General features: G+C 41.4%; 16 protein-coding genes. 7 read left to right on the top strand and 9 right to left on the bottom strand.

Annotated features, from left to right (window positions below):
* Positions 1-44: 44 nt before the first annotated feature.
* Positions 45-1,199 (bottom strand): DegT/DnrJ/EryC1/StrS family aminotransferase, encoded by a 1,155-nt coding sequence (locus ACNR9Q_RS06095; RefSeq protein WP_419213723.1) that lies wholly within the window; start codon positions 1,197-1,199, stop codon positions 45-47.
* Positions 1,200-1,289: 90 nt separating this feature from the next.
* Here ACNR9Q_RS06095 and ACNR9Q_RS06090 point away from each other — a divergent pair, with 90 nt between their 5' ends.
* Together ACNR9Q_RS06090 and ACNR9Q_RS06085 are read left to right on the top strand one after the other, a co-directional pair.
* Positions 1,290-2,528: a 3-deoxy-D-manno-octulosonic acid transferase gene (locus ACNR9Q_RS06090; protein WP_419213722.1), complete on the top strand. Its 1,239-nt coding sequence runs from the start codon at positions 1,290-1,292 to the stop codon at positions 2,526-2,528.
* 220 nt (positions 2,529-2,748) lie between these two features.
* A complete protein-coding gene (locus ACNR9Q_RS06085) occupies positions 2,749-2,877 on the top strand; it encodes a hypothetical protein (protein WP_419213721.1) in 129 nt (42 codons plus the stop codon).
* An 828-nt stretch (positions 2,878-3,705) separates the two neighbouring features.
* Here the strand turns inward: ACNR9Q_RS06085 and ACNR9Q_RS06080 are convergent.
* The 8 genes from ACNR9Q_RS06080 to ACNR9Q_RS06045 form a co-directional block, all read right to left on the bottom strand.
* A complete protein-coding gene (locus tag ACNR9Q_RS06080; protein ID WP_419213720.1) occupies positions 3,706-5,436 on the bottom strand; it encodes an efflux RND transporter periplasmic adaptor subunit in 1,731 nt (576 codons plus the stop codon).
* A 33-nt stretch (positions 5,437-5,469) separates the two neighbouring features.
* Positions 5,470-5,931: a DUF305 domain-containing protein gene (locus tag ACNR9Q_RS06075; protein WP_419213719.1), complete on the bottom strand. Its 462-nt coding sequence runs from the start codon at positions 5,929-5,931 to the stop codon at positions 5,470-5,472.
* Between the two features lie 27 nt (positions 5,932-5,958).
* Complete coding sequence (locus tag ACNR9Q_RS06070) at positions 5,959-6,657, bottom strand: PepSY domain-containing protein (protein ID WP_419214248.1); 699 nt, start codon at positions 6,655-6,657, stop codon at positions 5,959-5,961.
* Between the two features lie 8 nt (positions 6,658-6,665).
* Positions 6,666-9,185 carry a heavy metal translocating P-type ATPase gene (locus ACNR9Q_RS06065; RefSeq protein WP_419213718.1) on the bottom strand — a complete coding sequence of 840 codons (2,520 nt, stop codon included), beginning with the start codon at positions 9,183-9,185 and terminating at the stop codon, positions 6,666-6,668.
* A gap of 67 nt (positions 9,186-9,252) precedes the next feature.
* A complete protein-coding gene (locus ACNR9Q_RS06060) occupies positions 9,253-9,780 on the bottom strand; it encodes a DUF3347 domain-containing protein (RefSeq protein WP_419213717.1) in 528 nt (175 codons plus the stop codon).
* Positions 9,781-9,782: 2 nt separating this feature from the next.
* Positions 9,783-10,997, bottom strand: coding sequence for a TolC family protein (locus ACNR9Q_RS06055; RefSeq protein WP_419213716.1), 1,215 nt, complete (start codon positions 10,995-10,997; stop codon positions 9,783-9,785).
* A 48-nt stretch (positions 10,998-11,045) separates the two neighbouring features.
* Positions 11,046-14,846 carry an efflux RND transporter permease subunit gene (locus tag ACNR9Q_RS06050; protein WP_419213715.1) on the bottom strand — a complete coding sequence of 1,267 codons (3,801 nt, stop codon included), beginning with the start codon at positions 14,844-14,846 and terminating at the stop codon, positions 11,046-11,048.
* 135 nt (positions 14,847-14,981) lie between these two features.
* Positions 14,982-15,404 carry an HYC_CC_PP family protein gene (locus ACNR9Q_RS06045; RefSeq protein WP_419213714.1) on the bottom strand — a complete coding sequence of 141 codons (423 nt, stop codon included), beginning with the start codon at positions 15,402-15,404 and terminating at the stop codon, positions 14,982-14,984.
* Between the two features lie 795 nt (positions 15,405-16,199).
* Here ACNR9Q_RS06045 and ACNR9Q_RS06040 point away from each other — a divergent pair.
* From ACNR9Q_RS06040 to ACNR9Q_RS06020, 5 genes are all read left to right on the top strand, one after another.
* On the top strand, positions 16,200-18,539 hold the full coding sequence (locus ACNR9Q_RS06040) for a TonB-dependent siderophore receptor (RefSeq protein WP_419213713.1): 2,340 nt from the start codon (positions 16,200-16,202) through the stop codon (positions 18,537-18,539).
* 96 nt (positions 18,540-18,635) lie between these two features.
* Positions 18,636-19,352 carry a DUF4198 domain-containing protein gene (locus tag ACNR9Q_RS06035; protein WP_419213712.1) on the top strand — a complete coding sequence of 239 codons (717 nt, stop codon included), beginning with the start codon at positions 18,636-18,638 and terminating at the stop codon, positions 19,350-19,352.
* Positions 19,353-19,433: 81 nt separating this feature from the next.
* Positions 19,434-19,700 carry a hypothetical protein gene (locus ACNR9Q_RS06030; RefSeq protein WP_419213711.1) on the top strand — a complete coding sequence of 89 codons (267 nt, stop codon included), beginning with the start codon at positions 19,434-19,436 and terminating at the stop codon, positions 19,698-19,700.
* Between the two features lie 3 nt (positions 19,701-19,703).
* Positions 19,704-20,003 carry a hypothetical protein gene (locus ACNR9Q_RS06025; RefSeq protein WP_419213710.1) on the top strand — a complete coding sequence of 100 codons (300 nt, stop codon included), beginning with the start codon at positions 19,704-19,706 and terminating at the stop codon, positions 20,001-20,003.
* A gap of 4 nt (positions 20,004-20,007) precedes the next feature.
* Positions 20,008-21,573, top strand: coding sequence for a PepSY-associated TM helix domain-containing protein (locus tag ACNR9Q_RS06020; RefSeq protein WP_419213709.1), 1,566 nt, complete (start codon positions 20,008-20,010; stop codon positions 21,571-21,573).
* The last annotated feature ends 937 nt before the right edge of the window (positions 21,574-22,510 follow it).

The raw sequence follows: 22,510 nt of genomic DNA, 5'->3' as shown, positions 1-22,510 counted from the left end.
TTTTTAAAATTTACTGTCAACATCAAAGTTAAAAATAGTGAGCACTAACCATTCACAAAACCGATGACCATGTTGGTAATATGGTTAATCTGTTCATCATCCAATTCCGTGTGCATGGGCAAGGAAATGACCTCCTTCACCAATGCATTAGTCACCGGAAAATCCTCTTCATTATACCTATCGTCCAAATAGGCCTTTTGTTTGTGCAAGGGAATCGGATAATACACGCCGCAAGGAATTCCGTTCTCATTCAAATGCTTCACCAAGGCATCCCTTTTTCCATTGGTGATTTTCAAGGTATATTGATGAAAAACATGACAATCACATACATCGCAAATTTCCTCACACTCATTTACGGTCTTGGGCGTAATGATATATTCCTGACCTTCAAATGCTTTTGAATAGGCACGCGCTGCGTTTCTTCTAGCCTCACAATAGCCATCCAACTTTGGAAGTTTGGCCCTTAAAACGGCCGCTTGTATAGAATCTAATCGAGAGTTCACGCCCACCACGTCATGATGATAACGTTCGTACATACCATGGTTTACGATTCCTCTAATGGTGTGTGCCAGATCATCATCATTGGTAAAAATGGCACCTCCATCACCATAACATCCTAAATTTTTAGATGGAAAAAAGGAGGTGGCCCCAACATGACCCATGCTGCCGGCCATGTGTTTTTTTCCGTTTTTTGATAGGTATTTAGCACCTATGGCCTGTGCATTATCCTCAATTACAAATAAGTTGTGCTTTTTAGCTAAGTCCAAAATCGCATCCATATTGGCACACTGCCCGAACAAATGAACAGGAACAATGGCCTTGGTCTTAGGTGTAATCGCCTTTTCTATTGCTTCTATGTCGATATTAAAAGTATCGGGATAGACATCTACCAAAACCGGGGTCAATTGTAGTAAGGCAATGACCTCAACCGTGGCCGCAAAGGTAAAATCTGCCGTAATCACCTCATCCCCTGGTTTTAAGCCCAGCCCCATCATTGCTATTTGCAATGCATCTGTACCATTGGCACAAGGTATTACATGTTTTACCCCTAAGTATTCTTCCAATTCCTTTTGAAAAGCTTGAACTTCAGGGCCGTTTATAAAAGCCGAGGTTTCTAATATTTGAGCTATTGATGCGTTTACTTGATCCTTTATTTCTAGGTATTGACCGTTCAGGTCTACCATTTGTATCTTTTTCATTCTTTGAAATTACATGAAGTGATACAAAAATACGAAACGGCCGACACTAATTTTATGGAAAGAAACGTAATTTAGCCCAAAAGCATCGGTTTGTCCTTTCTCTATAATCTTATTGTATCAGCCGCCTCGGTAATCTTAAAGTTATTGGCTCTAATAAATCGTAAATTATCCCTTTTTGTTAAGGGTAGAAAAGAAACGATTTCAATCATAAAGAAAAATGTATCAGAAAAGGATAGGGTTATTTGGATACATGCCGCTTCATTGGGAGAATACGAACAAGGACTGCCGGTCATGGAGAAATTGAAGGACTTGTACCCGAGCCATAAAATTGTACTGACTTTTTTCTCTCCATCGGGATACGAAGTGAAAAAAAATACTACTGCCGCCGATGCGGTATGTTACCTACCCATAGACACTAAAAAAAATGTAAAAGTATTTTTAGAGGTTCTGCATCCTGAAATAGCCATCTTTATCAAATATGAAATTTGGCCTAACTATTTAAAATTCCTTAAAGAGAAGAACATACCCACCTTACTCATATCTGCCTTGTTCAAAGAACAGCAAATTTATTTTAAAGGTTATGGTTCCTTTATGCGTAAAGCGCTAACCAATTTTACCCATTTTTTTGTACAGAACGAAAAATCGAAGAAACTGCTAAATACCATAGGATTTGAAAATGTAACGATTGCAGGGGATACCCGTTTTGATCGCGTAACGGAAATTCTAGATCGTGACAACTCCCTTGATTTTATGCGGAAATTCAAGAATGAAAAATTATGTTTTGTAGCCGGAAGTACTTGGCCAGAAGATGAAAAAATCATAGTTGATTATATCAACCAAAGCAAACATCCGATTCAATTCGTGATTGCTCCGCATACGATGAAAGCGAAACATATTGAATCTATTAAAAATTCCCTTCAAAAATCAGTTATCCGCTATTCCGAACTTCAAGATACTGATCCAGAAGATTACAATGTCCTTATTATTGATACTATCGGACTTTTAACCAAAATATATAGTTATGCCGATGTCGCCTATGTGGGCGGTGGTTTTGCCACAGGGTTACATAATACTCTAGAACCCGCTGTTTTCGGAATCCCAGTAATCATAGGTCCAGAATATAATGGTTTTGCAGAAGCGGAACAATTGGTTGAACTGAAAGGTGTGTTAACTATAAAAGATGCTTCTGAATTTAAAACTATAATGGACCGTTGTTTGGGAGAAGATAACTTTAGGAGTAAGACCGGAGAAATCAACCATCACTATATCCAAAATAATAGAGGGGCAACTGGAGAAATAATGGATACCATACATTCCATCATAGAATAGATTGCGCAAAAACAGAGACTTTCATTAGTCATTCCCGATTCTAAAAAGGGATAATCGGCTCTCGAAAATCTACCCCTAATATCAAGGAATTAAACATTCTAAAATCTTCGAAAGACACTTTATAAAGACAATTTTAAACGTTTGTCGATTTAATTCCTTATTTTACAGTACCTTATAACTTAATCCATATCTTTAATTCAGAACCAATACAACTATGATTATGGAACAAGAACTTTCCCCTAGCGTTAAAATGCTTAACGGCTTTCTAAAATTAATGATCGCTTGTTTAATAGGAATTTTAATAGCTATTCCACTAGCAGGTTTAGCGGATTGGATAGGATTAATTTAGTTAAAAAAATTAAAATCCCTTCTGTCAGTTTAAAATAAAGCATCATTGCACACTTTATCCGAAATCGGACGAAGTGGGCAATTTTTCGATAAAAAGCTCATTCTCTACTTGTCAAAGTTCTAAAAAACAGTATTTTACAACTCTAAAGTATCCTTTTACAACAATTTTTAATTTAAGGTCATAACAACCCATAGCTTTAATAGATATAACTTTAAAGTAGGTAGTTATGAATCATTTATCATTTAAAACTGGGGTAGAGTCTTATCTATCCGTACTAATTATTGCAATGAACGCTTTTTTAGCCGTAGTTGTAGTTGGAACTTTCCTATCCCTTATAGGGGTAGTATAATTTTTTTAAACCATGCCCATGTTATTAAAAAAATTATTTTAATCTAGTTCCCTTCAACGGGTCTTCTAGATGAATTTAAAGCAAAGAGCCACCCCAGATGAGTGGCTCTTTTAATTATTTATTTCAATATCTATTTTTTTAGAGATTTTGAATTTTGATGTTGACACCTTTTTCTTAGCACTTCTTTTCCAAATATCCAATATCTCTAGTGAGAAGGGAATTGTTTGCCAAATCGTGGGATAATACTTTATGTTTTTCATGTGGATGCTTCTTTAATCTATAGCTGACAAAGTTCAACCAAATCCAAAGCAAGTACAACTAGAGAATTATCAATCATCTATGCCTAATTACCTCTGATTAACCATTAACGAGGGCAATTAATCATTAATTAAGACCATACCTTTTCCTAATGCTAATTTGCAAATAACATCAACTTTAAAAATAAGTACATCACCTAAAGCACAAAAGAAGCTTCAATTTTAAAATCTATTTTTTATAGTTTCGATAACACTACCACAGGTCATCATCTGATCTCCATAATAGGGATTTCTAATTTCCTTTTCAGAACTTAGCCAAAATGCACCCTTATTGTTATTTGCCATGGGACATTTTTGAACGAAAATATTATTAGTTAGCGTGCCAATATTCATGACCACGGGCACCATATTCTCATTCAATACCACAAAATGCTCCCGTTGCCTTTCAAGGGATTCGGATTTAGAAATAGCTTCCAGTCTTTGAATAATTGTCGAAATATGGGACTTTTCCATGGTATTTACATCCGATATTGGTAAGGATTCAAGTTGGTCTTTGGTGGCGGTAGCAGCACTAGAAATTAATTCTTGATTACTTTCCACAAAAGCATCCTTCATGACTAAATATTCCTGTAAAACAACCAAGAACTCCTTTTGAAAACTTTCCGGAAAACTCATTTTCATCATGGGCGCATCGTCGACTGAATCTTTCGCTGCATTTTGATTCATCATGGATTGTTTTCCTTGCAGTTGCGCCGCCGCATCTACCGTGAAGGTTCCGTTCGTAACAATTTCCTCTCCAGATTGGAGTCCGTCCACCACCTCGTACCTATCTCCGCTTCGGGTGCCCAAGGTAATTTCCCGCATTTGAAAAATAGGCTCATTAGGCCGGGTCTTCACATAGACCAACGAACGCTCCCCTGTCCACATCACGGCAGAAGCGGGAATGGTCAACTCGGATGACGTTTCGTTACCGGCGTTCTCTATCTGACCTTTAACGAACATCCCCGGCTTTAACTTACCCGCTTTATTGTTCAACGTAGCGCGTACGGTCACCGTATGGCTTTGCGTACTTAATACCGGATCTATAAAGGACACCTCCGCTTCAAAGGTTTCATTCGGGTAGGCATTGGAGACAATGTTGATTTTTTGGCCTTTTTTGAATTGGGAAATCTGATTTTCATACGCATCGAATTCCGCCCAAACGGAATTCAAATTACTCACCTTTAAAAGCGGCTGTCCTTGTTTTACATAATCCCCTTCCGCGGCCATTTTTTCTGAAACCGTACCGGAAACCGTGGCATAAATGGGAAAATTCTCCCGTACTTTCCCGGAAGTCTCGATAGCACTGATCTGCGCTTCAGAAAGTTTCCATAACTTCAATTTGTTCCTTACCGCATTGTATAAATAGGGTTGGGATTCCTTAAGGGAAAAAGCGGTGATCAATTCTTGCTGGGTCGCGACAAGTTGAGGGGAATAGATGGTGGCCAATAATTGTCCGGTACGGATCTCCTGTCCTTCATAATCAATATACAATTGTTCAAATCTGCCATCAAAATAGCTGGCCTGTATCGAATTTTCTTCTTCGTTCATTTTGATTTTTCCGGACAGTGTGAGAGTGTTCCCAACATCGGCAGAACCCTCCCCAACAATGGTCGTCCTTACATTCGCCAGAGCCATCGCGTTGGGTGTCATTTTGATTTCGTTTAGGGCCAAGCCATCCGAGGAGGATTCGGCAGGAATCAGATCCATCCCACATATAGGACAATCCCCAGGTTCTGGTTGCATAATTTGCGGATGCATGGAGCAGGTCCACATTGCGGTCGTAGCCTCACCAGAATGGTCGTGATCAACGCCTTTACCCGAAGTTGAATCGGTAGTGGTTCCAAAAAGCAACCAACCGACGAAGAGTCCACCGAAAACGGCAATGATGATGTATACGATATTTCTATTCATTATTTCTGTTTTAAATCTTTAAAAAGTGTCTTCTTATTTATTCTCAAGACGCTTGATCATTGCTTTCATCTCTTCAATCTCCTTTTTTTGCGCTTTGATGATACTCTCGGCAAGCTCTTTTACCTCCGGATCTTTAATATCGGCTCTTTCGCTGGTTAAAATTGCGATGGAATGATGTGGAATCATCGCCGTCATCCAAAGTACATCACCAATAATAGGTGCTTGGCTACGTACCAATCCTAAAGCGGATACAAACAATGTGATACTTCCTAAAATAATGGCCATATTCTTTTTTTTGTTGGTGTACATGTTCTTCATAGCAACGAACATGATAATCGCCATGGTCGAAATACCCAAACAGGTCATGCAGAATCTGGTGAGGCTAAAATACACGTGATCCAATTCATACGTATTTAAGTACATGGTAATATACATAGCGATGAAGGAGGCGGCTAACATGCCCATGAACTTTGTATATGTGTTCTGTGCTTTCATAAATCTATTTTCAATTATTTCATGATTCTATTTTATAATTTTCCGAATCGTTGGAGAACTAGTGAACCACAGCACGAATCCGCTTAACACTGTAATCAGTCCCAACAAGGAAAAGGCTCTGAGCAACAGGGTGTTGAAATCATCCCTACCTTGATAATCCATCGTGTGGGTCATCCAAAGAAAATCGAACCAACGCCAATCCCGGTGTCGTAGGGTTTGAAAAGCCCCGTCTTTCTCAGAAACGTAGGCGACAATGTTCTCAGGCGTCTCATAGGCTATTACATAGGCGGGTAAGGGCCTACCCCGATATTCGCTATGGTTCCCTACCGTTTCCAAGCGCTCGACCGACCGCACTTTTAATTCGGGGTTCATATGGTGTTCCGCGATTATTAAGGCTTCCTCTTGGGTTATGTCGGTTTTTAGCGCTCCGGTACGGGCATTGAACAACTGACTTTTATTGATCCAGTAAAAAGGTGCCCCGTCTATATTCCGAAGCTCCAACGATGTCACTTGTTCACCTGAGTTTACCGCATTTGGACTCACCAAATTTTCAAAGGCGGGATGTTCCATAGAAGTTCTTCGGAATTGATCTCCATGGATTTCGTCAATATCGGTCCAACTAAAATACAGTCCACTGATGGTCCACATCAAAAACTGGATACCTAAAAAAATACCCAGGTACCTGTGGGTCTTCCTGATGCGTTTTGCCGTCTTCCTATTTACCAACATAGCCATTAATCAATTTTCTTTCCTCTTAAACGTAAAGCGTTCGCAATAACAGATACCGAACTAAAACTCATGGCCAATGCCGCAATCATGGGAGACAGTAAAATTCCGAAAAAGGGATATAAAACTCCGGCGGCAATAGGTACCCCTAACGTATTGTAGATCATAGCGAAAAATAGATTTTCCTTGATGTTCTTCATGACCGCTTCGCTTAAATTACGAGCTTTGACGATCCCGTGTAAATCTCCTTTGACCAAGGTAATCATAGCGCTTTCAATAGCGACATCGGTCCCGGTACCCATGGCGATACCGATATCGCTTTTCGCCAATGCAGGGGCATCATTGATACCATCACCGGCCATGGCGACGATTTTTCCAGCCTTTTGGAGTTTTTCCACCTCTTGTAGTTTCTGTTCCGGCAACATGCCCGCCTTAAAATCTGTCAAATTCAACTCTTGAGCTACGGCCTGCGCGGTATTTTGATTATCCCCGGTCAACATGATGACCTCGATACCTTTGTTCTTTAGTTCCTTTATGGCCTTGGCACTGGTCTTTTTTATTTTATCGCCAATGACGACATACCCAGAAACTTTTCCATCTATGGATAGGTAGGACACCGTCTTCCCTTGTTTCTGGAATGCACTTGCCTCCTCTTTCATTGCCGATGTCACCTCAGCGTTCGCATGGGTCATCATTTTTGAATTCCCCAAGTGAAGTTTTTTTCCTTCTATGATACCCTCTACCCCTTTACCGGTCACGGCATTGAAATCCTTGGGATTACCTATCGCCACCTTTTTTTCCTTACCGTACTGGATGGTGGCTGCCGCCAATGGATGCTCACTGGAACTGTTCAAAGATGCTATAAAATGTAGTAATACATTTTCGTCGAATCCGGACTCAAAAGTACCCACTTTTTCTACGGTGGGCTTCCCTTCTGTAATGGTTCCCGTTTTATCGATGATCAAGGTCGTTACTTTATCCATTTTTTCCAAGGCGTCCGCATTTTTAATGAGCACCCCATTTTGTGCACCTTTACCAACACCTACCATAATGGACATAGGAGTAGCCAATCCTAAGGCACAAGGGCAGGCAATAATCAATACGGCTATGGCATTGACCAAAGCATACACATACACAGGTTCTGGTCCCCAAATAGCCCAAACTACGAAGGTAATTATGGAAATAATCACAACGATAGGCACAAAATAACCAGACACCGTATCGGCCAACTTTTGAATAGGAGCCCGACTACGGCTCGCGTCATTGACCATTTGAATGATTTGGGAAAGCAAGGTATCCGACCCTACTTTTTCCGCTTTCATCAAAAAAGATTGATTACCGTTGATGGTACCACTGTTGATTTGATCACCAACCAATTTTTGTACAGGTACAGGTTCTCCGGAAATCATGGATTCATCAATGGAGGAACTTCCTTCCGTAATCACTCCATCCACCGGAATCTTATCTCCCGGTTTTACTTTTAGGATATCCCCTATCGCAATTTTATCGATGGCAACCACAACTTCTTCCCCATTCACAACCTTTATTGCCTTATTGGGGGCCAACTTCAATAATTCCTTTACGGCAGAACTCGTTTTACTGTGTGCCCGGGCTTCGAGTACCTGACCCATTAAAACTAAAGTCAAAATCACAGTGGCCGCTTCAAAATAGACATGAACCGCGCCGGATTCCGTTTTGAACTGAGCAGGAAAAAAGTCAGGTATCAACATCCCGAAAACACTGAATAACCAGGCGACACCCGCTCCAATACCGATAAGCGTAAACATGTTCAAGTTCCATGTTTTGATACTTCTATAGGCCCGCTGAAAGAACATCCAAGTGGCGTAAAAAACCACCGGAATGGAAAGTACAAATTGCACCCAGTTCCAGCGTTTCTGATCCAGAATGCCGTATAAAGGATTATCGGGAATCATCTCACTCATAGCGATTAGGAAAATGGGCAAGGTAAATCCTAATGCCAACCAAAACTTCTTCAGGAGCTTTTGATACGTTTTCTCTTCAGCAGAGGTATCCGGTTTTACGGGAACGAGGTCCATCCCGCAGATGGGGCAACTACCGGGCTCATCTTTAACCACTTCAGGGTGCATGGGACATGTCCATTCCTCGTGTGCACCGGTATTGGCACTATGCTCTTCCACCAAATCCATCCCACAAACGGGACAATCGCCCGGTTTATCATAGGTTTTGTCGCCTTCGCAGTGCATGGGGCAGTAGAACACACCGGAACCCCCATCACTGGATTCCTTCGTTTTACCTTCCCCATTTTTCTTAAGGGAGGAAGGGTGCGGCTGTTCTCCAAGCATATGAATGCTATAGCCACCCCCGTCCTTTTCCAAAGCTTGCTTAAATTTTTCAAGCGGGATATGGGATTCCATTTCTATGGTCGCCTCCGCTTTCTCCAAATCTACGGAAACCGTGTCCACTCCGTCCACTTTGGACAGCGTTGTCTCCACATGGCCTCTGCAGCCGTTACAACTCATTCCGTTAATCGCATAGGTGTGTTTCATAGAAGTGTTTTTAATTCTTTGTTAAACAACAGGGTCCTTCACAGCTTGTGAAATGGTCTATGTCTTGTTATTGGATAACCTCGACTACTTTACCACAGGTCAACATTTTATCCCCGTAGTACGGATTCTTAATGTCCTCACTTGTAGACACCCAGTACCCTCCTTTACCTTCAAAGGCCATAGGGCAGAATTGCTTGTACATGGTGCCACTAGCCAAGGATTCCTTGAACATGGGTTCCATTTTTTCCGTAAGATCCGAAAACAACACGCGCTGCTTTTCAAGGGTACTCTCCTGCGCCATAGCTGTCGTTATCGTTTTTAATGCTGCTTGTTCCGCCGTAACTTCTTTGTCGATTTCAGCGGCAATAGCTTGCACTTGCCCCGCATCGGATTGCACCAATGCCGCTCGTAGTTCTTGATAGTTGTTAAAAAGCGATGATACCGTTTCATTGGAGAAAGTGGTACCGGCGGTTTGTACTACTTCGGTTTCAGGTTGGACCTTTTCTGAATTTTCGGTCACCTTTTGCTTGTTTTCTTTACAGGATACACTTAAAACTAGGGCAAATACTGCTCCTATCGATGTTACTCTTTTCATAGTTATGATATTAAATAATTGATAATTGAACGTTGTTTATAATAAGTTTTTATGGCCTCTATCTGACTCATCTCGAATTTCAACTGCAGCTCTTGAATGTCAAGAAGATCGTTAAAATCGATAGTACCGGTCTCATAATTCTTGATCAGGATTTCTTCGGCATCTTTGGCCTGTTTTAAATTTTGCGCTTGGGTCTCGAATAGGATACGGGCCTGATTGCGTTCTGAAATCGCATTGGCCAAAAGCGTTTTCAGGATGTTCAACCGCTGCTCCTTTTGCGATTGGATTTCCCGCTGCTTCAATTCATTCTGCTTAGAAATCGATTTATAACCTTGATTGAAAATAGGAATGGAGAAGGTAACCATGGGCATGACAATGTCCTTACCGTTATCGCTTGGGTTCATATCGGTACGTTCCGCTACTGGAATATAATCCAATCCAAAGCCCAGCGATGGGGAGCGTTCTTTTTGGTTCAATACTTCCAATTGTGTGACCGATTCATAAAGCTTATCGTATTTCAATACTTCGGGATTGGCCAAAATCGCATCATCCGGATAATCAATATCTTCCGCCGGTAATTCCAATTCAGCAACCACCTCCACGGCCAAGGTCTGACTTTGATTCCTGAGGATATTAAAAGCGGACCTTTCGGCTACATACTCCTCTTGCAAAACCTTTTGTTGCTGTCTCAGTTCATTTTGCCGAATCTGTAGGCGCAACACATCTACTACCGAAGCCTTACCTACTTCCACAGAGGTTAGTGCTAGTTGCTCATAGGTTTGCAACAATTGGATATTCTGGCCCAATACTTCCTGCTTTGCAGTGATGGCATAGAGTGCATAATAGGATTGTGCTACCGAGAGTGCCAATTTACGTTTCGCAATCGCTATCTCAACATATTCAGACTCCGCCATACTGCTCGAATAATTCTCCCTTGCGCTTATGGTACCAAACCAAGGCAACATCTGCGATACCGAAAATCGTCCCTGCTGTGCTCCCAACCTTGTCTCAGGCATACTTCCAAAATAACTTATACCTATTGTTGTGTTGGGTAAGGAATTTACTTCCGCAATTTTCTCCTTGGCAATACCATATCGCAGCTCAGCCGAACTGATCGATGGATTGTTCGATACCGCTTCTTCTATGTAGGACTGGAGTTCTTGTCCGGTAGAAATAAGACAAGAGAATACAGAAAATAGAAGGAAGACCTTTTTCATGAAAACCCCTATGTTAAAATTTTTACTAGTCATTTTATTAATCTTTGTCTATTGTCTCACTTCTATTCTCTTCTGTCTTTTCAACCTTGCCTCTTCCCTCCAACTGTACAGCACCGGAACAATAAAGTAGGAAGTCACATCAATGACCATACCTCCAAAAATTGGGATGGCCATGGGAATCATGATATCACTTCCCTTTCCTGTGGACGTCATGACTGGTAACAGGGCCAAAATGGTGGTAACGGTGGTCATTAGACAAGGGCGTATCCGTTGCTCTGCCGCTTCTAATGCCGCCGAACGAATCTCTTGTATTTCCGTTGGTTTTTCGCGATCAAACGTTTGGGTAAGATAGGTGGCCATGACCACACCATCATCTGTAGCAATCCCAAAAAGAGCGATGAAACCTACCCAAACGGCCACACTCAAATTAATGGTTTTCATTTGGAAAAGATCACGGAGGTTTTCCCCAAAAAAACTAAAGTTCAAGAACCATCCTTGTCCGTACAACCAGATCATAATAAAGCCCCCGGCAAAGGCGACGGCTATTCCGGTAAATACCATCAACGAGGTGGTAACGGACCTAAATTGAAAATAAAGGATGAGAAAAATAATGATCAGGGCCAAAGGCACCACGACGGATAGGGTTTTTTCCGCCCGTAGTTGGTTTTCATAGGTTCCCGTGAATTGATAGCTGATTCCTTTGGGCACGGTTAATTCGCCATTATCGATTTTTTGTTGAATCAGGGACTGTGCATTTTCCACCACATTCACTTCGGCAAAACCATCCAGTTTATCGAAAAGCACATAGCCTACCAAAAACGTATCTTCACTTTTAATGACCTGGGGGCCTTTTTCAAAACGGATATCCACCAATTCGCCCAAAGGTACCGGACTTCCATTGGCCACCGGCACATAAATATTCTCCAAATCGGACGGATTTTCACGTAATTCGCGAGGATATCGTACTCGAATGGCATACCGTTCCCGTCCTTCCACCGTTTGCGTTAAGGGCATTCCGCCTACGGCGACCTGAAGCACTTCTTGAACATCCATGATCGAGATGCCATACCTGGCCAATTGTTCGCGTTTAATATCCATGAGCAAATACGGCTTACCTACAATACGGTCTGCAAATACCGCTTGTTCCTTTACCCCATCGGACTGTTTTAAAATTTCCTCCAGCTTCAGACCAAAGGATTCGATTTCCCGTAAATCTTGACCCTTGACCTTTATCCCCATGGGGGCCCGCATCCCGGTCTGCAACATGACCAAACGGGTTTCTATAGGCTGCAGTTTAGGCGCGCTGGTAATCCCCGGCAATTTGGTGACCCGTATGATCTCGTTCCAAATATCATCTGGAGTATTTATTTCCGGTCGCCAATTTCGATAGTATTCCCCATCCGGATCGGGCACCAAATCTTCACGTGTAGCTGTAGCTTGCAATTGCTCCGGTTGAATCGCCAAATCTTCTTCTACTTCATTGTTCGGATTGATGGTGAATTTACCGTTTCGCAGGACAAAAAGTCCGTCGTCATTTACTTTATACCGCTGGCGTTCCCCGGAAGCATTCCGCATGTACTCGGACTTGTATTGGATCAGGTTTTCGTACATTGAAAGCGGTGCAGGATCCAAAGCGGATTCCGTCCGCCCTGATTTACCGACTACGGTCTCAATTTCAGGAATACTGGCCACGGCCATATCCAATTGTTGGAGGATTCTCTTATTTTCCTCTACCCCGGCATGGGGCATGGAAGTAGGCATCAGCAGAAAAGTACCCTCATTGAGCGACGGCATGAATTCCTTACCGGTATTTTTCATGATTAAAAAGCCCAGTAGCAATACCGTAATCGGTATTAAGAGAAACATTACCCTATGCGCCAAGGCCCATCTTAAGATTCTAGCGTAGTAAGTCTTAAAAAAAGAGAACGCCCCTAAAATGCCAAAACAGATGAGCGATACGAATATCAGGTTGATGAAGATGCTTCGGTTAAACCCTAACGGTCTCCAATATTGGGCCAAAAGAAAAACGATAGCTGCCGAAGAAATAATAACATTGGCAAGGTTTCGATCTACCGAAAAACGATAGTTTGTAACCGAAAAACGGAACGCCTGTTCCGTTCTGGTGGCAAACCAGAATGCAATACCCCCAAAAGCAATAAGAACACTACCCAACCCATAACCGAAGACTACAAACCCGATGCCGCAAAGTACCAAAAAACCATTCCAAATCTTTTTGGTGTTCAGATTGAGCTTCCTTTTACGGAACAAAAATGCGGCAAAGGGCGGAATTAAAAATAGGGCGATGATCAAAGAGGCGGACAAGGCCATGGTTTTCGTAAACGCCAAGGGCCAGAACAACTTGCCTTCAGAACCTACCATCGTAAAAACGGGTATGAAACTGATGATGGTCGTTAAAACAGCGGTGACGATGGCTCCGGAAACTTCGGCAGTCGCATTATAGATAATCTCATTGGTCGTAAATTCGACCCCATTTTCCCGATAACGATATTTTTTATCCTCCATATGCCGAATCATATTCTCGGCGAGAATGACCCCGACATCTACCATGGTCCCAATAGCAATGGCGATCCCGGAAAGTGCCACAATGTTGGCATCCACATGAAATATTTTCATGGTAATGAATACCATCAAAATGGCCACCGGCAATAATCCTGAAATTAGTAGGGAAGCCCTTAAATTGAACACCATGACGATGATGACCAAAATGGTGATCAGGATTTCCATGGTCAAGGCCTCGTTGAGCGTACCCAAGGTTTCCTGTATCAATTCCGTACGGTCATAAAACGGCACTATGGTCAGTTGGGAAGTACGCCCATCTGCCAATTGTTTGGAGGGCAAACCTGAACTCAGTTCCTTTATCTTTTCCTTTACATTATTGATGACTTCCAAGGGATTGGCCCCATAACGTGCCACCACCACACCACCTACCACCTCAGCACCTTCCTTATCCAAAATACCACGGCGTGTAGCCGGACCCAAATGGACTTTGGCGATTTCCTTAATTCGGATGGAGGTGAAATCATTGGAGGTCACCACCGCATTTTCGATATCTTCTATGGATTTTACATAGCCCAATCCACGGATCAGGTATTCGGCCTGGTTCATTTCTAGGGTCTGTGCCCCTATGTCCTGATTGTTTCTCTTTACCGCTTGTACGATATCGGTCAGACCGATGTTGTACTGCCGCATCAATTCTGGATTCACGTCCACTTGATATTCCTGCACATAGCCGCCAATAGACCCTACCTCGGAAACCCCTCCGGCCGAAGAAAGACCATATTTCACATAATAATCCTGAACACTTCGTAATTCCTGAAGGTCCCAGCCGCCAGTCACGTTCCCCTCGGCATCACGCCCCTCCAAAGTGTACCAATAAATCTGTCCCAGTCCCGTAGCATCTGGTCCCAGGGCAGGATTCACATCCTCTGGCAATAGTCCGTTTGGTAGGGAATTCAATTTTTCAAGAATTCGGCTTCGGGACCAATAGAACTCCACATCCTCTTCAAAAATGATATAGATGCTGGAAAAACCGAACATAGAAGAACTCCGTATCGTCCGTACCCCGGGAATTCCGAGCAAGGCACTGGTTAACGGATACGTTATCTGGTCCTCGATATCCTGTGGCGAGCGTCCGGGCCATTTGGTAAAAACGATCTGCTGGTTTTCACCTATATCAGGAATGGCATCCACCGATACCGGGTCTGTAGGCAAGACGCCCGTATCCCAGTTAAAGGGAGCGTTGACTATGCCCCAACCTACGAAAAGGACGAGCAAAATGACCGCTACAAGTTTATTTTCTATGAGGAATTTTATGCCTTTATTCAGCATTCGATGTTTGTATTTAACGGTTAAACATGGTGTTTTGGAACTATTCTACGAGATAGAATAATTAAAAAACAAAGCCTCCACGGAAGCATGACCGCAAGGCTATAACCCGATTGGAATCGGGGAACATGTTCAATATCAAATAAGGAAAGTCTGATCCAAGATCAGTGTATCGCGTATTAAAAGGGGTGGAGCATAATCTTCAAAACGGACCTTATCGGTGACTTCCTCCGCATAAAGATTAAAATAAGTATACACAAAAGAAGTTAGGAATACCTGCTGATCGAAAGAGATGGTATCGAATGAAATTTTCAGATCGTCCTGGCCCACTTTGTTCAACTGCACATCTGAACAACAATCCATGGCCATTTCCATCGTGGTATCCATGCTCGACGATTCAGATGCATCCATCTGCATCGAACAGGTCTTAACGTCATCGAAAAGGCTGAAATCCACCAAATCGCCCATACAATAGTGCATATCCACCGAGAAGGATAAGGTGGAGAACAGCACTAAGAGTGCCATGGATAAAGATGCTATTTTGTGGACAACCCGTTTCATCAGTGCTACAAAAGTAGGAAATTATTGTATTGGAATTCTTTATTCACCAAAATATTATAAGTATTAGGTTCATAACGTGGTATTTAGCAATTTTCGTATGCCCTCATAACACTATTTCCTTTTTGAAGGATACCTCAAAACGGCTTATTTTCAATAAAATACGGCATAAAAAAAAGCCTCTCATACTGAGAAGCTTTTTCTTCTGTACAAGAGAAAAAGCACGCATTCCCACAACTTAGCGCACTAGATTACCAGATTAACCCCATTGAACTTATATACGGAGAAAAAATCTTTAACAATAAGCTCTTTGAGCTACATCATATTTAAAATAAAATCGAGAAGAACATATTAAAACTTTTATATATATTTTTTGGAATGGCAGCGAAATGAGCAATGGGTTTTTCACCAATTGTTCCTTTACACACTAAAAGTAAATCATGCGAAATTGTTTAAAAATCAGAAATTTAACCATTTATTTATGCGCTAAACTACGTGCAAATAGACTGATATAAAATTGAGAATTGAATTATCGAAAAAGTTTTATCGGTTCGTCAATGCTTAAAAAGCAAAACTAAATATTTTGGAACTTGTCATTCTTATAGTCTTTCAAATTTCAAGTGTATTAATCGCCTGATTAAGATCTTTCATTTCAGGAGAACCTACAAACCAACTTCCTAAAGTTCGTTAAATCAAACGCTTAAAAACTAAGCTCTTTTTTATTTTAAATATTCCTTGTTTAGAACAATTCTATATAATACATTTGACCGCTAATCTAATTTAGACTAATTATAAATAATGAAAACTATTTTACTTTTTTTAAGCCTAATAGCCTTTAGTTGTGCTCACGCTCAATCGGGAAATGTAAAAGGAAGGGTGATCGACCAGCGACAAAACGGACTTTTTAATGTAAACATAACCCTGTCAAACACCAGTCTTGGAACCACCACGGACAGTTCTGGTAATTTTGAGATTGACGATTTAGCAGCTGGTTCTTATACCCTAACTTTTTCCATGATCGGATACACTAAACAAACGGCTTCGGTAACGATTATCCCAGATAGAACTACCACCCTAGCTACCGTTGTGCTAACCGAAAAAAATGAACAATTGACCGAAGTCGTAGTAGAGGGACATCAAAATAAATATGTAGAAAACAAACCCTCGACCTCTTTACGGCTCAAAACCGAACTGGTAAAACTACCCCAAAACGTTCAGGTCATTAATAGTGAACTATTGAAAGACCAACAGGTGACGACCATCATGGACGGTCTTACAAGAAACGTAAGTGGTGTTACCATGTTAGAACATTGGGGGCAGTTCGCCCGGATCAACATGCGCGGTTTTCGTCTGCCAGCTTTTAGAAACGGTGTCAATGTCCAGGATAGTTGGGGGCCATTAGCTGAGGATATGAATACCGTTGATCGTATTGAATTTGTCAAAGGGCCTGCTGGCTTTATGATGTCCGCTGGTGAACCAGGAGGTTTTTACAATGTGGTCACCAAAAAACCTAGTGAACAATTTATAGCGAACGCATCAATATCGGCAGGTAGCTATGATTTTTATCGCGGAACGGTAGATGTAGGTGGCAAAGCTACCACTAACGGTAAATTGCTATACCGTTTCAACGCCATGTATCAAACTACTGATAGCCATCGTGGCAATGAGCAGACCGATCGTTTTGGCTTTGCTCCCGCTTTCACCTATAAATTCAGTGATAAAACCAGTCTTACCGCAGAAATGAACCTACAAGATGCAGAGGCCTTTTTGGGATCGGCCTACATTTTCGCCCCTGTTGAAGATGGCTATGCCAGTCTACCCCGTGATTTTAATTTTGTGGACAGCAATTATCCTAAAACAGATATTCAAGAAGTGACCTTTTTCGTGAATGGGAAACATGAGTTTTCAAATAATTGGAGCGTAGAAGGTCAATTAGCATACCTTCGCTATGATCAAGTGGGAAATTCTGCATGGGTGGGACAATTGGATGCTAATACTGGTGATGCCATCCGGTCTATTTCTCAATGGGATGCACTTTCGGTAGGTAAATATGCTCAATTATACATTAACGGCCTCTTCAATACGGGAGGTGTTTCGCATAAAATTCTCGGAGGTTTCGATTTTAGCGAAAAGTCATATTGGGCCGACTTTGCCACTACCCTTCCTGTAGATACACAAACACCTTTTAATATTTATAATCCTGTTTATGGAGAAGTGCGCTTTCCAGCATTCGATCGCTCTCAAAAAGTTCAGTACCGCAATGGTGGCATGCCATATAGTTCAACTACGGTGAGAGGTTACTATTTACAGGACGAGATTGGTTTCTTACAAGACAAGGTTAGGCTGACATTGGCCGGTCGCTACACTAATCTTTACACACAGGGTAAGGCAGAAAACGATAATGTGATTACCCCCCGTATAGGTCTAAGTATTGATTTACTACCAGATTTAACCGTCTACGGATTATACGACCAATCTTTTTTGGCGCAATCAGGCATAAACGCAGATTTACAGCCTTTGAACGATCCTGTTGATGCCAACGATATCGAAGGAGGTATCAAAAAATCATTCTTCGGAGGGCGCCTAAAAACGACCTTGGGTGCATTTCAAATTACGAAAGAGAACATTTTGACCGGGGATCCTCAAAATCCCAATTATTCCATTTACTTGGGTGAGGTACAATCCAAAGGTATTGAATTTGACTTGAACGGCCAGCTTACACCCGAACTTAACTTAGTTCTGAACTACGCAAATACAAATGTAAAGGTTACAAAAGATACTAATGCTGATAGAGTTGGAACCCGTGTAGCGGGACATGCGAAACATGTAACCAATGGATGGCTGAACTACTCCTTTCCCCAACATTCCTCTTTAACAGGTTTTGGTGCATCTATAGGGTACCAATATCAAATTGACCGTTCCACTTGGGCTTGGGCTGCGGATAACCAATCGGACCTACCCGACTATTTCAGACTGGACGGAGCTCTATCTTGGCAAAACGACCATTTTAGGGTACAGGCCAATATCAACAATATTTTAGATAAATACTTGTACTCAGGGGCCAATTACGGGTCCTACCTTTATTGGCAATCTGAACCTGGCATCAATGGCAGGCTTACGGTAAGCTATAAATTTTAAAAAAACTTGTTAAGTTCAAGTTTGTTAGTTGAGTTAGTTTGACTGGTACGCCCTCGGCTACTACCGAGGGCACCTTTCATATCACAAAATAAAAATATGAAAAAAATAGTAGCAACTTTAGTATTACTACTCCTTACGGCTACCCCTACTTTTGCCCATTACATTTGGCTGGAAACAAATAGAACCGGAAATTTGAACGAGCAACAGGAAATACGCGTATATTATGGTGAGTACACCTATGGGGTCATCGAGCAGGTAAAAGGAGAAAATTTTCCGGCAGTATCTAAATTTAAACTTTGGGTTTTTCAACCTGACGGCACTAAAATAGCACTAAATACAGACGCTAAAGAAAACCACTATGTGGGTTATTTTACACCCAGAGTCGCCGGTACCTATACAGTGTCCCTCAACAATACCGAAATAGATGTACTTGATTATACCCAATGGGATTTTGGTATTTTCAAACCCCAGTACCATAGCACCGCTAGAGTGCAGATCGGAAAAACGACTTCAGATACGGTTGATTCCAATGAAAAAGGAATTGTCATAACCGAATTGACCAGTGAGAACGACCTGATAGTCCTTCAAGTATTATATCAAGGACTGCCCTTAGCCAAAAATGAATTAAAGATTTATGTAGCCGATCTCTGGGTAAAAACCCTTGAAACCGATGAGAAAGGTACGGTTCGTTTTTCACTCCCTTGGAATACCAAATATACAATGGAAACCACTTTTGAGGAAAGGGTGCCCGGTCGGTATAATGGGAAGGACTATGAATTCATTTGGCATTGCGCAACGTATTGCATCAACTAAAACGTGTTAAAAGCAATGGCTACCCTCATTTCCCTGTTCATTTTTATTTCATTTCACCTCCTATATTCAACATCAAAGAAAATGGAGAGAGTAGGTAACCTTGGCTATGAAAAGTGGGTAGTTGCACATGCAGCCAAGTTCAAATATGTTGCCTTATCACTTTTACTTGTCTCATTAACCATTTGTTGCCTACACTGGGGTATGGCATCGGGTACGCTTACATTTTTTATCATTCTTATGACCGTAGCAAGTTTGGTAATTATTCTTGCTCCTCTAGGAATAGTCAATTATAGATTTTTGGCCTTGACCGTAGTCACGTCATTTATTTGCGAAATACTTTTTATGTAACCTATGCCGGCCAACAAGAAACATCTCACCCATTCAACATCCCAACGTATCGCCAAAGTTAGTGCCGCCATTTTAGGTGGTCTTATGGTCTCCCTATTATTCCATTTGGCCCTTGCCAGTTGGATCGATCACGTTATGGTCATCATCACTAGTACTTTTACAACATTCATCCTGTGGGCCGTTTTAATGGTTTTAGCATTCCTGGGTAAGAATGGCTGGAGGACGTGGTGCATTTATCTGTTGACCTCCTTTATACTGTTTGTTATCTTTTACTATGGCAACCAAAGCAATCCAATAATCTGACCCAATGGGAAATCGAATTTATAATATCCTGTTCCATACGCATACCGTCAGCGGTATTGTAATCAGCGTTGCGCTTTATATAATTTTCTTTGCGGGATCCTTTTCATTTTTTAGGGACGAAATAACCAACTGGCAACGTGGACATGATGTTTCCTTGTCGGATGAACTGCCAGGCAGCATAGATGAATACTTGAGCGACCTTTCAAAAGACCACAATCTTTATGGAAGGGATATAGAGCTCAGGCATTATTTTAATGAACGTAACATATCGGTAAATTTATCGGCCTCTAAGGACTCTTTGTCCAAAAAAGATAAAGAACGCGTTTTTTTCTCCATGGATACCAAAGATAAAAGCACTGGGGACTACAAGGGCACGTATCATTTGGGAGAATTTCTCTACCGCTTGCACTTTTTGGACCAAATACCCTTTCCATATGGAAGATTGTTGGCCGGTCTGGTGGCCTTCTTTTTCCTTTTTGCCCTAATAACCGGTATTTTGGTGCATTGGAACAAAATCGTTTCCAATTTTTACACGTTTAGGCCCTGGGCGAAAATAAAGACCGTTTGGACCGATGCCCATACCGCGCTAGGTTTGATAGGATTCCCCTTTCAAGTCGTTTATGCGATAACGGGCAGCTTTTTTTTGCTAAAAGGCCTACTCATTCTCCCTGTAGTTGCAGGACTCTATCAGGGTGACCAAAACAAATTGTTCCAAGATTTGGAATATAACCATCCAGAATATGCCTTTACCAATGTACGGCTTGAAAGAGCCATCATTGTTGACCCACTTTTGGCCGATTTAAGAGAAGAATGGCCTGATTTTAGGGTTACCGAAACCCACATCTTCAACTATGGTGATAAGAACATGCATGTATCGGTTAGCGGTTATCTCGGCCATAACACCAAACTGAACGGCCTAGGCCACCGTATCTACCGAATTATGGACGGCGCTATCGTTGAGGAAAAAATACCGATAACCAACAATTCATATTTAGACGGCGTAAAGAATATGATGTTCCGTCTCCATTTTGGAGATTACGCGGGCTATGGTCTACGCATTATCTCCTTTATTCTTGGTTTGATATCCTGTTTTGTAATATTGTCAGGCGTGATGATTTGGTTAGTGGCCAGGAATAAAAAGAATATTCCCGAAAAACGCCAAAAATTCAACCAACAAGTAGCCAACATTTATATGGCCGTTTGTCTCTCCATGTATCCAGTGACCGCTTTGGAATTCAGTATAGTGAAGCTCGCCCCCCATGTGGATATGGCTTTTATGTACAGTACCTATTTCCCGATTTGGCTAATGGTATCCCTCTTTTTCATCTTTAAAAACAATATCGAATTTACCAATAAATGGACGCTTATTTCTGGAGGTGTTTTAGGACTATTGATCCCGATCGCCAATGGTTCAATCTCTGAAAATTGGATATGGTCAACCATTGCAAACAAACAGTACCACATCCTTTTAATTGATATACTCTGGCTTGTGCTTGGAATAACTACCTTATGGATCGCCTTTTATAAATTAAGCCCACCAAAAAGAAAGATAGGCATCGGTAAGGATTGATTTTAAGGAAAGAACAACACCCAAAGCATAAGCTTTTTAGCACCTAAACACCTGAAAATACCAAATAAGAGTTTGAGCAAAAGGGAAATCACTTTATAAATACCCACTAAACTTGGTGTAGAAGGCCATACCATGAATGCTCGATTCCCTTTAAAACGACTTTGTACTATTGGCAATTGCCAAGGGCAGTTCTCGCCCGAAAATTCTATGATTCCTACGAAAACGAGTATTCCCTTTCGTGTGCTAATGGCCATTTGAATTACCATGAATATGTGAAGCTACGTTCCTGTTTTGCCAGAAGGATAATTTTAAGAAATGAACCGCTCATTGGTTCATAAAAACTGGATCAGTAAACTATGGTTTAAAAATGCCGATACTATTTCTTGAACAATTATCACGCTATCAGGTCTTCAAATTATAAGCGGTATCCCAAAAATGAAATTCCAATTGACTTGAAATCATAAAAGCATCGGTCATTAAATCTTGCTAGGTTTTCGTACAATTTGAAGCCAAACAATCTGTAATCGTGATAGCTTGTTGGATTGAACTATCAAATGCTTCCCCTGCATAGGTATAAATCCACTTTTGATGTGGATTATCAAGCATTCTGATTTTTATAAACAGAAGCACAAATGAATGCATCAGCAGTATCGTTCAATACAAAAATAAAGGATTTTAGGGGACCAGTTCAGAGGAGTCAAAAACACGGAATTCTTCCTCTTCAGGCTAACTACAATGTTTGTATAAACACAACCACTTTTCCTGATACGCCTCTTCCCTCTTTACTTTTAAATTTTCGTTATCTCTGTAAAGCAAAAAAAGCCCCTCATTTCTGAAGAGCTTTTTAGTCTGTACAGGCGGAGAGACTCGAACTCTCACACCTTGCGGCACTAGATCCTAAGTTCAGCTTTTAAGCATATCAAATTATACCAAAATT

The organism is Maribacter sp. X9 (assembly GCF_048537565.1).
Classification (GTDB): Bacteria; Bacteroidota; Bacteroidia; order Flavobacteriales; family Flavobacteriaceae; genus Maribacter.
Note: the sequence above shows the minus strand (reverse complement) of the source record. Positions and strands in the feature narration are given on the sequence as shown.